This is a genomic window from Paraburkholderia caballeronis, assembly GCF_900104845.1.
Classification (GTDB): domain Bacteria; phylum Pseudomonadota; class Gammaproteobacteria; order Burkholderiales; family Burkholderiaceae; genus Paraburkholderia; species Paraburkholderia caballeronis.
Genome location: NZ_FNSR01000001.1, coordinates 624,644 through 637,529, shown reverse-complemented (window position 1 = coordinate 637,529; position 12,886 = coordinate 624,644). Strand labels below are relative to the sequence as shown.

Annotated in this window: 12 protein-coding genes; 3 read left to right on the top strand and 9 right to left on the bottom strand. The window is 69.1% G+C overall.

Annotated features, from left to right (window positions below; genetic code table 11):
* Positions 1 to 25: 25 nt before the first annotated feature.
* The 5 genes from aroK to pilM form a co-directional block, all read right to left on the bottom strand.
* Positions 26 to 580: a shikimate kinase AroK gene (gene aroK, locus BLV92_RS02810; RefSeq protein WP_090542037.1), complete on the bottom strand. Its 555-nt coding sequence runs from the start codon at positions 578 to 580 to the stop codon at positions 26 to 28.
* 136 nt (positions 581 to 716) lie between these two features.
* Complete coding sequence (locus BLV92_RS02805) at positions 717 to 2,399, bottom strand: type IV pilus secretin PilQ (RefSeq protein WP_090542035.1); 1,683 nt, start codon at positions 2,397 to 2,399, stop codon at positions 717 to 719.
* Positions 2,396 to 3,298 carry a hypothetical protein gene (locus tag BLV92_RS02800; protein ID WP_143040640.1) on the bottom strand — a complete coding sequence of 301 codons (903 nt, stop codon included), beginning with the start codon at positions 3,296 to 3,298 and terminating at the stop codon, positions 2,396 to 2,398. Before BLV92_RS02800 ends, BLV92_RS02805 begins: the two co-directional genes overlap by 4 nt.
* The gene (locus BLV92_RS02795; protein WP_090542032.1) at positions 3,295 to 3,963 is read right to left on the bottom strand and encodes a hypothetical protein; all 669 of its coding nucleotides are present in this window, start codon (positions 3,961 to 3,963) and stop codon (positions 3,295 to 3,297) included. Before BLV92_RS02795 ends, BLV92_RS02800 begins: the two co-directional genes overlap by 4 nt.
* A complete protein-coding gene (gene pilM / locus BLV92_RS02790) occupies positions 3,960 to 4,976 on the bottom strand; it encodes a pilus assembly protein PilM (protein WP_090546783.1) in 1,017 nt (338 codons plus the stop codon). The genes BLV92_RS02795 and pilM overlap by 4 nt, the downstream gene beginning before the upstream one ends.
* 266 nt (positions 4,977 to 5,242) lie before the next feature.
* Here pilM and BLV92_RS02785 point away from each other — a divergent pair, with 266 nt between their 5' ends.
* Positions 5,243 to 7,642, top strand: coding sequence for a penicillin-binding protein 1A (locus BLV92_RS02785; protein ID WP_090542030.1), 2,400 nt, complete (start codon positions 5,243 to 5,245; stop codon positions 7,640 to 7,642).
* Positions 7,643 to 7,675: 33 nt separating this feature from the next.
* Here BLV92_RS02785 and cyaY read toward each other — a convergent pair whose 3' ends face one another.
* Complete coding sequence (cyaY, locus tag BLV92_RS02780) at positions 7,676 to 7,993, bottom strand: iron donor protein CyaY (RefSeq protein ID WP_090542028.1); 318 nt, start codon at positions 7,991 to 7,993, stop codon at positions 7,676 to 7,678.
* A gap of 35 nt (positions 7,994 to 8,028) precedes the next feature.
* Here cyaY and lptM point away from each other — a divergent pair, with 35 nt between their 5' ends.
* Together lptM and lysA are read left to right on the top strand one after the other, a co-directional pair.
* A complete protein-coding gene (gene lptM / locus BLV92_RS02775; RefSeq protein ID WP_090542026.1) occupies positions 8,029 to 8,343 on the top strand; it encodes an LPS translocon maturation chaperone LptM in 315 nt (104 codons plus the stop codon).
* Positions 8,344 to 8,352: 9 nt separating this feature from the next.
* Entirely contained in the window at positions 8,353 to 9,615 is a 1,263-nt protein-coding gene (gene lysA / locus BLV92_RS02770) for a diaminopimelate decarboxylase (protein WP_090542024.1), read from the top strand.
* Positions 9,616 to 9,708: 93 nt separating this feature from the next.
* Here lysA and msrQ read toward each other — a convergent pair whose 3' ends face one another.
* The 3 genes from msrQ to ccsB all read right to left on the bottom strand — a co-directional run bounded on the left by msrQ (position 9,709) and on the right by ccsB (position 12,882).
* On the bottom strand, positions 9,709 to 10,413 hold the full coding sequence (msrQ, locus tag BLV92_RS02765; RefSeq protein WP_090542023.1) for a protein-methionine-sulfoxide reductase heme-binding subunit MsrQ: 705 nt from the start codon (positions 10,411 to 10,413) through the stop codon (positions 9,709 to 9,711).
* A 24-nt stretch (positions 10,414 to 10,437) separates the two neighbouring features.
* The gene (msrP, locus tag BLV92_RS02760; RefSeq protein WP_090546781.1) at positions 10,438 to 11,439 is read right to left on the bottom strand and encodes a protein-methionine-sulfoxide reductase catalytic subunit MsrP; all 1,002 of its coding nucleotides are present in this window, start codon (positions 11,437 to 11,439) and stop codon (positions 10,438 to 10,440) included.
* 225 nt (positions 11,440 to 11,664) lie between these two features.
* Complete coding sequence (gene ccsB, locus BLV92_RS02755; protein WP_090542021.1) at positions 11,665 to 12,882, bottom strand: c-type cytochrome biogenesis protein CcsB; 1,218 nt, start codon at positions 12,880 to 12,882, stop codon at positions 11,665 to 11,667.
* Positions 12,883 to 12,886 lie beyond the last annotated feature (4 nt).

Sequence of the window (12,886 nt, the reverse complement as noted above, 5' to 3'; positions counted from 1 at the left end):
CCCGGCATTATGACTGACTTGAAGTTCAACGCGCCGCGGCCCGCGCGACGCCGGCCATGTCGAGCTGCATCAGCACCATGTTGACGAGCCCGTTGACCGAAGGCCTTCCGGTTTCGATGATGAAGTCCGCGATCTCGCGATACAGCGGATCGCGCTCCGCGTACAGCGCTTCGAGGCGCGCTTTCGGGTCTTCGATCTGCAGGAGCGGCCGGTTCTTGTCGCGCCGCGTGCGCAGCCACAGGTCGTGCGGATTCGCGCGCAGATAAACGACGACGCCGCGCTCCTTCAGCGCCGCGCGGTTCTCGGGCCGCAGCACCGCGCCGCCGCCGGTCGCGAGCACGATCCCGTCGCGCGCGGTCAGTTCGTCGATGGCCTGCGCCTCGCGGTCGCGAAAACCCGCCTCGCCTTCGAGTTCGAAGATCACCGGGATGCGCGCGCCGGTGCGCTCCTCGATCTCGTGGTCCGAATCGAAGAACGGGCGCTCAAGCCGGCGCGCGACCGCCCGGCCCACGGTCGTCTTGCCGGCGCCCATGAGCCCTACGAAAAAAACATTGGCGTTTGCGTCCCGCACCTGCTGCATTTCCTGTGAATAAATCGGCTGTCGTTCGTGCCGCAGCTTACTGGCAAAGCGGCGCGCTTGTCGAGCGCGCGGGCCGGCCCGGACGGTCTGCGCGGTCCGCGCGGCGGACCGGCGCGCGACATGCCGGGGGTTGGGGTCAATTCGCGGCCACCACGCGCGGCGTGATGAACACGACGAGTTCGGTGCGCTGGTCCCGATGCGTGCGATGCGAAAACAGCGCGCCCAAAACCGGTATTTTGCCCAGGAGCGGCACGCGCGTCACATCGTCGCGATCGTCGGTCGCGTCGATGCCGCCGATCGACACCGTGCCGCCGTCCTCGATCTCGACGCGCGTCTGCACGTGTTTCGTGTTGATCGCCGGCCCCGCCTCGGTCTGCTGGCCGACGCTGTCCTTCGCGACGTCGAGGTCGAGGATCACGCAGCCGTCCGGCGTGATCTGCGGCTCCACCTCCAGTTTCAGGCTCGCGCGGCGGAACTGCACGCCCGACACGCCCTGCGCGACCTTCGCCTGATACGGCAGTTCGGTCCCCTGCTCGACGATCGCCTTCGTGCGGTCGGCGGTTACGACGCGCGGACTCGACACGACCCGCCCGCGCCCCTCGGCCTCCAGCGCGCTCAGTTCGACGTCGAGCAGCCGCGTCGCGCGCGCGGCGAGCAGCGTGAGCCCGAGTTGCGCCGCGCCGAAACCGGACAGCGGGCCGGCCGACAGGTCGTACGCGGTGCCGTCCGTGCCGCCGTGCACGCCGCGCGCCGTGCCGTCGCCGGTCGGCGACACGCCGAGCCGCACGCCGAGTTCCTGCGACAACCCGCGATCGCCCTCAACGATGCGCGCCTCGATGAGCACCTGTCGCGCCGGCTGGTCGAGCAGCTCGACGAGGCGCGCGATCTCGTCGAGCCGCGCGGGCAGATCGGTGACGAACAGCAGATTCGTGCGCGCGTCCGCGACCGCGCCGCCGCGTTTCGATAGCGCGCGCTGGTTGCCGGAGCCGGTCAGCAGCTTGCGCAAATCCTCGGCGCGCGCGTAATGCAACTGGAAACTGCGGCTCGCGAGCGGTTCGAGTTCCGCGGCGCGCGCGTGCGCCTCGAACCGCTGACGCTCGCGCGCCGCCAGTTCGGCGGCCGGCGTCACCCAGATCACGTCGCCGTGCCGCTCCATCGCGAGGCCGTTCACCTCCAGCAGCAGATCGAACGCGGTGCGCCACGGCACGCGGTCGAGCCGCAGCGTCACCTGCCCGCGCACGCGCTCGCTCGCGACGATGTTCAGCTTCGTGAACTGCGCGAACGCATGCAGCACGGCGGTCAAATCCGCGCGCTGGAAGTTCAGCGTGATCGGACGGTCGGGCGGCAGGCCGGCGGCGTCCGCGGACGCGCCGTCGCCGCTGGACAGACGCGGCGGCGCGCGAAGCGGCACCGGCGGCCCTTCGAGCGGTTCGCTCGCGCTCGCCGGCGGCGGTTTCGACGCGGACGCGCCGGTTTCCGGGCGTTCCGTGGATACCGCGTTGCGCGCCGCCGCGTCGTCGCCCGGCTCCGGCAGCGACAGGCCCGGCGAGCCGGGCTGGCCGGCCGTTGCGTCGTCGGTCGCGGGCCGATCCGCCAGCGGCGTCGCACCGCCGCTATCGAACGGATTCGCGGCCCAGCCGTTCGTCGCCGCCGGAACGCCGCCGTCCGGCAACGGCGGCGCGCTGTAGCCCGCATCCGCGCCGCCGCTTGCGATCGACCACGCGGGAAGCGGCGGCGGAACGGCGGCATCGGCCATGCGGGCAAGCGCCGCGCAGCAGAGCGCGATCGCGGCCGCCGTGTATCGTCGGGCCGCCGTCATCGCGCGACCTCCGTCCAGTTCAGCTCGCGGGCCGCGCCGCCGTTGCTCGCGAGCGTCACGCCGGTCGCAGCGATGCGCGTGACCCGCCCGCCTTCGATCCGCCCGCCGGCCGTCACGGCGTCGGTGCCGTCCGGCGTTTCGATCAACGCGATCGCATGGGCGCGATCCTGCATCAGTCCCACGAGGCGCAGCGCGTCATCTGGGGCAACCGGTCCGCCGGCGTGGATCGCCGCGAACGGATCGGACGGCGACGGCTCACCTGGCTCACCTGGCTCACCTGGACGCCGGCCGATATCCGCCAGCGCGGGCAGCGAGTCGAACACCGACAACGTCATGGCAATCGACAGCCCCGAACCGCTGCGCTTCACCGCGATCTCGGCCGGAACGATCAGCGTGGGCGCGCTCGCCAGCGCGAGCAGGAACCCGCGCAACCGCGCGAAGTCGCCCTGCGCGACCAGCTTCAGCGCGCGGAACGATTCGTCGCCGTGGGCGGCCGCCGCGCCGGGTTCGACCGACATCAGCGAAATTCCGCTCGCCGCCGCCAGTTCCGACACGCGGCGCGTATCGTCCGCGGAACTGCCGCCGATGGGCTTGCCACCGGGAACTGCGGACGCGGCGGCCCGCCGCGTCAAGGCGGGAAGCTCGCGCTGCGCCTGTTGCGCGTCGGCAAGGCTGTGCCGCGCGTCGGCCAGCGCGGCTTCGGCATGAGCGAGACCCGCAACGTCGGTCGTTACGCATTCGACGGCGGCCAGCACGCACGAAGCTGTCGCGATCGCGGCCGCAACGGCCATGCGACGGCGTGCGCTCCACGCGTATAGCGGCATCCAGCCTCGTAGCCAGCTACCCGCCGAAAACCGCGGCCCCATCCCGCCAACACGCCTGATCATCGCGTCGCTCATTGGACGCTCCTTCGGCCGGCCGCCCCGGCCTTCGCCGCCGGAACCGCTGCCCGGGCAGCGTCGGCAGACGCACCGGCCCACACGACGCGCGCCGTCAACTGCAACGGCTCCTCCGGCCGCGCGTCCCCACGCGTTCCGCCGCCAGCCGGCCCCCGCTTCAGTTCGCTCACCGACACGGCCTCGACGTCCGGCAACGCGCGCAGCCACGCGAGCCATGCGGCGGTCGCCGCCTCGTCGCGCGCGCTCGCCTGCAATCCGGTTTCATGCGCGCGGTGGACGACCTGATGCAGCGAAACGCCATCGATGTTCGCCGCGCCGAGTCCGTCGAGCAGCGCGAACACGCGCGCGAGCGGCTTCGCCTGTTCGCGCGCCGCCGCGGCCCGCGCGTCGCGCTCGCGGGCCTCGCGGACCAGCGCCCGACGCGCGGCGAGCATCGGGCGAAGCGGCGCAAGCGACCGCTCGATAGCCTGCCGTTCGCCGTCGATCCGCATCCGCTGCCACAGATGCCAGCCCGCGAGCGGCGCGGCGCACGCGCAGCCGAGCAGCGCCGCAATGAACCATTCGAGCGCGCGCCGCCGGCGCAGTCGTCGCATTTCGTCGCGCCGCCACGGCAGCAGATTGAAGCCGCTGATCCCGCGACGGACCGGCCATGAAGTCCGCGTCATTCGCTCACCCCGCGCAGCGCAAGACCGAACGCCACCGCGCAGGCCGGCTCGTGCAGCAGATTCGCGGCCAGCGTCTGCCCTTTTTCCGCGAACGTCGCGCACTCGAACGGCAACACCTGGCAACCGAGCACGCGGCCGATGTCCGCCATCGACACGCGCGCGCCGCTCAGCATCCGCAGGTCCCCCGCGATCAACGCGCAGCCCGCCTGCTGACCGTTCAGCAGATCGCGCAACGCCTCGACGAGGTCCGCGTGTTCGAGCGCCGGATAACGGATCTCGCGTGCCACGAGGTCGTCCGCGAGATACCAGCCGTGCACGCCGTCCGGCCCGACCCACAACGCGACATACGCGTCGTCCGGCGACAGTTCGAGCGACGCCGCATAGCGCATCGCACGCAGCGCCGCGTGCGCGTCGCCGTCCATCGCGCAGAGCGTGATGCCGGCCATCGCCGCGCATTCGATCCGCGCTTCGAGATGCTGGCGCGGCGCGGACGTGATCGTCACGCGGCACGCGCGCGCGTCGCGTGCGTCGGCACCCTCGGCTGCACCGCGCAGCGGATCGATGCACCAGTCCACCGCCAGTTCGTGCCGCTCGACGCCGGCGATCCGCTCCGCCTCGGCGAGCACGGCCGGTTCGAGCGCAGCCAGGAGCCGCATCTCGCCGTCCGCGCATTCCAGCGGCGCAGCCGGCTGAAAGTGCGCGAACGGCAGCGACGCGACCACCGTAGCGCCGGCCGGCAGCGCCATCGCGCAACGCAGCAGCGCCGCGTCGCACGCGCGCGGCAACTGGCCGAACACGTCGCGCAACGCGGCGACGAGCGCCACGCGATCGACGATCTCCGCGCCGGCCATCGCGTCGCGCGGCAACGGCGCATGCGCGAGCCATTCGATCCGCACCGGCGCACGCGCGTGCGCGCGCCGGCTCAACACCACGAGCGTGACGCCGCTCGCGCTCACATCGGCGCCGGCCGCAAAGCGGCGCATGCCCGGCCATAGCGGGCTTCGAAGCTCCATCGCGTTTCTCCCTTTCGCACGCCGCGCGCCGAACCGTTCGGGCGCGTTCATCGGGAGTCATTGTGCGAATCGGCGCGGGCCGCGAACACTCGGCCGGACGGCCGATCCGCGCGGCGTCCGCTATGCCGGCGCGGTCCGCGCGGCTACAGTTCCGGTATGCGCGGCGGTGCGCGGGCAGACACGCGGCCGATCCGCCGCACCGTAAGCGTTGCGAAAGCCATGAAACCGGGCGGCTATAATCGCGGGACTGTTTTTCTGGTGTTCGTATGCAAGCATCCTCCCCAACGTCCGTGCCGCCGTCCCCTCCGCCGAAGCGCAAAACGCCGTGGTGGATCAAGCTGCTGCTCGGCCTCGTCGGGCTGATCGTCGCAGGCCTCCTCGCCGTCGCGCTGGTGCTCGGCTACGCGCTGATCGTCGCGACGCCGAACCTGCCGTCGCTCGACGCGCTCACCGACTACCGGCCGAAGGTGCCGCTGCGCATCTACACGCGCGACCACGTGCTGATCGGCGAATTCGGCGAGGAGCGGCGCGACGTCGTGCACATCCGCGACGTGCCGGACAACCTGAAAAAAGCGGTGCTCGCGATCGAGGACGCGCGCTTCTACGATCACGGCGGCGTCGACCTGACCGGCATCGCGCGCGCCGGCTTCGTCGCGCTGACGAACGGCCACGCGACGCAGGGCGCGAGCACGATCACGATGCAGGTCGCGCGCAACTTCTTCCTGTCGAGCGAAAAGACCTACACGCGCAAGATCTACGAGATGCTGCTTGCGTACAAGATCGAATCAAAGCTGAGCAAGGACCAGATTCTGGAGGTGTACATGAACCAGATCTATCTGGGCCAGCGCGCATACGGCTTCGCGAGCGCGGCGCGCGTGTACTTCGGCAAGGACCTGCAGAACCTGACGCTCGCCGAATGCGCGATGCTCGCCGGCCTGCCGAAAGCGCCGTCCGCGTACAACCCGATCGTGAACCCGCGGCGCGCGAAGGTGCGTCAGGCGTACATCCTCGAACGGATGCTCGAACTCGGCTACATCACGCAGGCGCAGTACGACGAAGCCGTGCGCCAGCCGCTCGTCGTGAAGGGCTCCGGCAAGGAGTTCAGCGTGCACGCGGAGTACGTCGCGGAAATGGTCCGGCAGATGATGTACGCGCAGTACCGCGAGGAGGCGTACACGCTCGGCCTGAACGTCGTCACGACGATCGACTCCGCGGACCAGGGCGTCGCGTACCGCGCGCTGCGCAAGGGGCTGATGGACTACGAGCGGCGCCACGGCTACCGCGGGCCGGAGGCGTTCATCGACCTGCCGGCGGACGCGGACGACCGCGAGCAGGCGATCGACGACGCGCTGCTCGAACATCCGGACAACGGCGAGATCGTCGCGGCGGTCGTCACGTCCGCGAATCCGAAGGAAGTGCAGGCGGCGTTCATCGACGGCAACGTCGCGACCGTGCAGGGCAGCGGTCTGCGTTTCGCGCAGTTCGCGCTCGGTCCGCGCGCGCAGCCGAACCAGCGGATCCGGCCCGGCGCGATCATCCGGCTTGCGCGCGACGACGACGGCGACTGGCAGATCACGCAACTGCCGCAGATCGAAGGCGCGTTCATCTCGGTGGTGCCGCAGGACGGCTCGATCCGCGCGCTGGTCGGCGGCTTCGACTTCAACAAGAACAAGTTCAACCACGTGACGCAGGCCTGGCGTCAACCGGGATCGAGCTTCAAGCCGTTCATCTATTCGGCGTCGCTCGAAAAGGGCCTCGGGCCGGCGACGATCATCAACGACGCGCCGCTCTTCTTCAGCGCGGCCGAAACGGGCGGCCAGCCGTGGGAGCCGAAGAACTACGGCGGCGGCTTCGACGGCCCGATGACGATGCGCACCGCGTTGCAGAAGTCGAAGAACCTCGTGTCGATCCGCATCCTGAGCCAGATCGGCACGAAGTACGCGCAGCAGTACATCACGCGCTTCGGCTTCGACGCGGACCGGCATCCCGCGTATCTGCCGATGGCGCTCGGCGCGGGCCTCGTCACGCCGTTGCAGATGGCCGGCGCGTATTCGGTGTTCGCCAACGGCGGCTACCGGATCAATCCGTATCTGATCGCGGAAGTCACCGACCAGCGCGGGATCGTCGTCGCGCAGGCGCATCCGCTCGTCGCCGGCGAGAACGCGCCGCATGCGATCGACCCGCGCAACGCGTACGTGATGAACAGCCTGTTGCAGAGCGTCGCGCAGCGCGGCACCGGCGCGAAGTCGAACGTGCTGAAGCGCACCGACCTGGCGGGCAAGACCGGCACGACGAACGATTCGCGCGACGCGTGGTTCGCCGGCTATCAGCACACGCTCACCGCGATCGCATGGATGGGCTACGACAATCCGCGCAGCCTCGGCGACCGCGAGACCGGCGGCGGCCTCGCGCTGCCGGTGTGGATCGACTACATGGCAAAGGCGCTGAACGGCGTGCCCGACTACAAGCCGGCGATGGCGGACGGCATCGTGTCGCTCGGCGACGAGCTGTATTTCGCGAACCTCACGCCGGGCCACGGTTTCGTCGCGACGGTCGGCGTGAGCCAGGCGGCGCTCGACGCGAACGGCGCATCGGACACGCCGCCCGCGGAAGTCAATGCGCAGGAGAAGGAGGACATCATGAATCTCTTCCGCGGCGGACACTGACGCCGCACGAAGAGAGGGGAACGGCGGCCGGGCTCAGGGTGCGAACGTCACCGGCTCGCCGGCCTGCTCGGTCGCGTAGCGCGACAGCGACGCGAAAAACTCGGTGCCGCCGCGCGTGTCGCGCCATTCGCCGTCCACGTAGCGGTAGTGGAAACCGCCCGCCTTCGCGGCGATCCAGATCTCGCTCATCGGCGGTTGAAGATTCACGATGATCTTCGTGCCGTTCTCGAATTCGAGCGTCAGCACATTGCCGCTGCGCTCCAGTTCAATGTCCGCGTCCGCGTCGTCGACGGCGCGCTCGACCGCCGCCAGCACGGCCTCCGCGCGGGCCAGGTAGTCACTGTCGCTCATGCTAAACTCCACCGGTTAATCATTCAGGGACAATCATGCGTGTCAGTTTCAGGATGAGCGCGATTGTAGCGGCTTTAGCGATTGTCGCTGCCGGCACGCTCGCGGGCTGCGGCCAGCGCGGCCCGCTGTACATGCCGACCGTTCCGCCGCTGCCGCCGAAACCCAACTTCCCGGCCCAGCCGCAACCCGGCAACGTGAAGCCGACGCCCGAGACCGCGTCGGAGCCGGTCGGCTCGGTGCCGGACACGTCCGGCACGCCGCTGTCACTGTCGCCGGACGACGAACTGACCACGACGCCTTCGTCCACTGCCCAGCCGCAACCGGCGTCGGGCACGAAGCCAACCGAATAAGACCTTCGCATGACCCAACCCGCATTTCACCGCATCGACGGCGTACTGCACGTCGAAAACGTGTCCGCCGTCGATCTCGCCACGCAGTTCGGCACCCCGCTGTACGTGTATTCGCGCGCGGCGCTCACCGCCGCATGGCGCGCGTATGCCGGCGCGTGCGCGGGCCGCCGCGCGTCGGTCCATGTCGCGGTCAAGGCGAACAGCAACCTCGCGGTGCTGAACCTGTTCGCGCGCCTCGGCGCGGGCTTCGACATCGTGTCGGGCGGCGAGCTGGCGCGCGTGCTCGCGGCGGGCGGCAAAGCGGAGAACGTCGTGTTTTCGGGTGTCGGCAAGAGCGCGGAAGAAATGCGCGTCGCGCTCGAAGCGGGCGTGAAGTGCTTCAACGTCGAGTCGATTCCCGAACTGGACCGGCTGAACGCCGTCGCGGGCGAAGTCGGCCGCAAGGCGCCGGTGTCGCTGCGCGTGAACCCGGACGTCGATCCGAAGACGCATCCGTACATCTCGACCGGGCTGAAGGCGAACAAGTTCGGCGTCGCGTTCGACGACGCGCGCGCCGCTTATCGCGCGGCCGCCGCGATGCCGAACCTCGCGGTGGTCGGCATCGACTGCCACATCGGCTCGCAGATCACCGACATCGCGCCGTACCTCGACGCGATCGACAAGCTGCTCGAACTCGTCGTGCAGATCGAAGCGGACGGCACGCAGATCCACCACATCGACGTCGGCGGCGGCCTCGGCATCAGCTACCACGACGAAACGCCGCCGGACATCGGCGACTTCGTGCGCACCGTGCTCGACCGGATCGCGGAGCGCGGCCACGGACAACGCGAAGTGTTCTTCGAGCCGGGCCGCTCGCTGGTCGGCAACGCGGGCGTGCTGCTTACGCGCGTCGAGTTTCTGAAGCCCGGCGCGGAGAAGAACTTCGCGATCGTCGACGCGGCGATGAACGACCTCGCGCGTCCGGCGATGTACAACGCGTATCACGCGATCGAGCCGGTGGTCGAACGCACGGACGCGCCGCAGGTGTACGACGTCGTCGGCCCGGTGTGCGAAAGCGGCGACTGGCTCGGCCGCGCGCGCTCGCTCGCGATCGAGCCGGGCGATCTGCTCGCGATCCGCTCAGCGGGCGCGTACAGCTTTGCGATGAGTTCGAACTACAACACGCGTCCGCGCGCGGCGGAAGTGATGGTCGACGGCGCGCGCGTGCACGTCGCGCGCGAGCGCGAGACGGTCGCGCAACTGTTCGCCGGCGAACGGCTGCTGCCGGACTGATCCGCGCAACGCCGGCGACTCGCGGCGTCGGAACGAAAAAGCGGCGCTTCTTGCGGGAGCGCCGCTTTTTTTATCGCGCGCGTCGCGGCGGCGTCACGCACGCCGTGGCGACGCGTTCGCGCGAGAGCGCGCGACGAGCCACGCCACGAGCCGCCAGCCGAGCAGCACGACCATGATCGCGCCGTACAGCTTCGGCAGCACGAGGTCATGCTTGCCGGCCTTCATCCACCAGAAATGCAGGATCGCGAGCACGCCGATCGCGTAGATCGCGCGATGCAGCATCTGCCAGCGGCGACCGAGCCGGCGCGCCATCGCGCGCGTCGACGTGACCGCGAGCGGAATCAGCAGCACGAACGCCGCGAAACCGACCGTGATGAACGGCCGCTTGCCGATGTCCTTCAGCATCCCGGCGACGTCGAACCACTTGTCGAACCACACGTAGGTCGTGAAGTGCAGCGCCGCGTAGAAGAACGCATAGAGGCCGAGCATCCGGCGAAAGCGGATCAGCGCGTTCCAGCCGGTCAGCCGGCGCAGCGGCGTGACCGCGAGCGTGATGCACAGGAACACGAGCGTCCACAGGCCGGTCGAGCGCGTGATGAACTCGATCGGATTCGCGCCGAGTTGCCCAGTCGCGCCGAACAGCACGATCCGCGCAAGCGGATACCATGCGGCGACGAACACCGCCGCCTTCGCCCACGGCAGCCAGCGGCCGCCGGCCGCGGACGGCGCGGCGCCGCGAGGCGTCGCCGCCGCGGGCCGTGTGCCCGGACGCGTCGTGGTCGGCGTTGTCGGTTCCATGCGTCGCTCCTTCGTTGCTCGCGCTCAAAAATTCTTGCGTAGATCCATGCCCTGGTACATCGACGCGACCAGATCGCCGTAACCGTTGAACATCAGCGTCTTGCGCTTCGGCGTGAAGAAACCGTCCTCGCCGATGCGCCGCTCGGTCGCCTGGCTCCAGCGCGGGTGATCGACGTTCGGGTTCACGTTCGAATAAAAGCCGTATTCGTTCGGCGCATACGTGTTCCAGCTGGTCGGCGGCTGCCTGTCGACGAAGCGGATCTTCACCAGCGACTTCGCGCTCTTGAAGCCGTATTTCCACGGCACGACGAGGCGCACCGGCGCGCCGTTCTGGTTCGGCAGCACCTGGCCGTACACGCCGAGCGCCAGCAGCGTCAGCGGGTTCATCGCCTCGTCCATCCGCAGCCCTTCCGAATACGGCCAGTCGAGGATCGGCTGCGCGAGCCCCGGCATCTGCGACGGGTCCGCAAGCGTGATGAACTGCACGTAGCGCGCATTGCCGGTCGGCTCCGCGCGGCGAATCAGTTCGGACAACGGCATGCCGACCCACGGAATCACCATCGACCAGCCTTCGACGCAGCGATGCCGATACACGCGCTCTTCGAGCGGCGCGAGCTTCAGGATCTCGTCGATGTCGTACACCTTCGGATGCTTGACCTCGCCTTCGACGCTCACGCGCCACGGCCGCGAACGCAGCGTGTGCGCGTTCTGCGCCGGATCGCCCTTGTCGGTGCCGAACTCGTAGAAGTTGTTGTACGTGGTGATGTCCTTGTACGGCGTGACCTTGTCGGCCGCGACGAACTTCGGATCGGTCTTCGCCGCGAGCTTCTGCGCTTTCGGGTCCGGCGACGCATACGTCGCGAACGCATCACTGATGCCAAACGGCCCGGCGATGCCGCCGAGCGCCGCCGCGCCGGCCGCCTGAAGAATGCGCCTGCGCTGCTCGAAGAACCGTTGCGGCGTGATCTCGGATGCGGCGATGTCGTCGCCGTAGAGCCCGCTTTTGCCGCTTTGCCTGATTCTCATGATCTGCCGCTCCTGACTGCTTCGTGACTGATTGCGCAACTGCTGCGTGACCGCGTGCCGGTGCCGCGCCGCGATGATGGAATTCCGCCCCGCATCGGCGCTGACACGGTCGACGCAGCCCACCAGACGGCAAACGCGCGTCGGGTGCAAACCTTCCGTCAACGCGAAAAAAAACCGTCGGTGCGAAGGCATCCGACGGTTATTTCGTTCGCGGGACAGCGAAGGTTACAGCTTGCCGTAACTATGCAGCCCGGACAGGAACATGTTCACGCCGAGGAACGCGAAAGTCGTCACGAGCAGGCCGGTCAGCGCCCACCAGGCGGCGACCGTGCCGCGCAGCCCCTTCATCAGCCGCATGTGCAGCCACGCCGCGTAGTTCAGCCACACGATCAGCGCCCACGTTTCCTTCGGGTCCCAGCTCCAGTAGCCGCCCCATGCTTCGGCGGCCCACAGCGCGCCGAGAATCGTCGCGATCGTGAAAAACGCGAAGCCGACCGCGATCGACTTGTACATCACGTCGTCGAGCACGTCGAGTTCCGGCAGGCGGTCCGCCAGCACGCCGCGCTCCTTCATCAGATACGCGACGCCGACCATCGCGGACAGCGCGAAGCTGCCGTAACCGATGAAGTTCGCCGGCACGTGGATCTTCATCCACCAGCTTTGCAGCGCGGGCACGAGCGGCTGGATCTGCTGCGCGTCGCGCGAGATCGAGTACCACATCAGGAAGCCGACCGCCGCGCTGATGACGAGCAGCACGAACGCGCCGAGCGCGCGCGTGCCGTAGTGCTTCTCGTAGTACAGGTAGAACAGCGCGGTGATCAGGCTGAACAGCACGAACACTTCGTACAGGTTCGAGATCGGAATGTGGCCGACGTCCGCGCCGATCAGGTACGACTCGTACCAGCGCACCATCAGCCCGACGAAGCCCATCAGCACCGCCGCCCACGTGAGCCGCGAGCCGATCGAACCGCCGGACGGCGAGCGCGACAAGAGGCCGATCCAGTAGAACAGTGTCGCGAGCACGAACAGCGCGCTCATCCACAGGATCGCGGACTGGCTCGACAGGAAATACTTGAGCAGGAACGCGGAGTCGGCGCGCGCGAGGTCGCCCTGATAGATCTGGATCGCGAGCAGCGCGAGCGCCGCGATGCCGATCGCGAGCAGCCGCGCCGGCTTCCAGCGCCAGCCGAGCACGACGAGCGCCGGCACCGTGCCGCACAGCACCAGCTTGTCGTAGTAGTTCATGTGCGCGTGGTAGCGCGACAGCGCGAAACCCGCGCCGCCGACGACCATCAGCGCGAACAGCCAGTCGAACGCCTTCAGGCGCCGCAGGAACGGCCGTTCGTCGGGCAGCGCCGCCGCGCCTTCGGCGGCCGCCGTCGCGCGCGCGGCCCGTTCGGCACGGCGCGCATTCGCGGAAGAGGAAACCTGGGTCAAGTCCATGTGC

Excerpts from the sequence above, each read along its gene's own strand:
- ccsB (WP_090542021.1), bottom strand. The coding sequence starts at position 12,882 with ATGGACTTGACCCAGGTTTCCTCTTCCGCGAATGCGCGCCGTGCCGAA.
- BLV92_RS02805 (WP_090542035.1), bottom strand. The coding sequence starts at position 2,399 with ATGACGGCGGCCCGACGATACACGGCGGCCGCGATCGCGCTCTGCTGC.
- BLV92_RS02800 (WP_143040640.1), bottom strand. The coding sequence starts at position 3,298 with ATGAGCGACGCGATGATCAGGCGTGTTGGCGGGATGGGGCCGCGGTTT.
- msrP (WP_090546781.1), bottom strand. The coding sequence starts at position 11,439 with ATGAGAATCAGGCAAAGCGGCAAAAGCGGGCTCTACGGCGACGACATC.
- cyaY (WP_090542028.1), bottom strand. The coding sequence starts at position 7,993 with ATGAGCGACAGTGACTACCTGGCCCGCGCGGAGGCCGTGCTGGCGGCG.
- BLV92_RS02785 (WP_090542030.1), top strand. The coding sequence starts at position 5,243 with ATGCAAGCATCCTCCCCAACGTCCGTGCCGCCGTCCCCTCCGCCGAAG.
- aroK (WP_090542037.1), bottom strand. The coding sequence starts at position 580 with ATGCAGCAGGTGCGGGACGCAAACGCCAATGTTTTTTTCGTAGGGCTC.
- BLV92_RS02795 (WP_090542032.1), bottom strand. The coding sequence starts at position 3,963 with ATGACGCGGACTTCATGGCCGGTCCGTCGCGGGATCAGCGGCTTCAAT.
- lptM (WP_090542026.1), top strand. The coding sequence starts at position 8,029 with ATGCGTGTCAGTTTCAGGATGAGCGCGATTGTAGCGGCTTTAGCGATT.
- pilM (WP_090546783.1), bottom strand. The coding sequence starts at position 4,976 with ATGGAGCTTCGAAGCCCGCTATGGCCGGGCATGCGCCGCTTTGCGGCC.
- lysA (WP_090542024.1), top strand. The coding sequence starts at position 8,353 with ATGACCCAACCCGCATTTCACCGCATCGACGGCGTACTGCACGTCGAA.
- msrQ (WP_090542023.1), bottom strand. The coding sequence starts at position 10,413 with ATGGAACCGACAACGCCGACCACGACGCGTCCGGGCACACGGCCCGCG.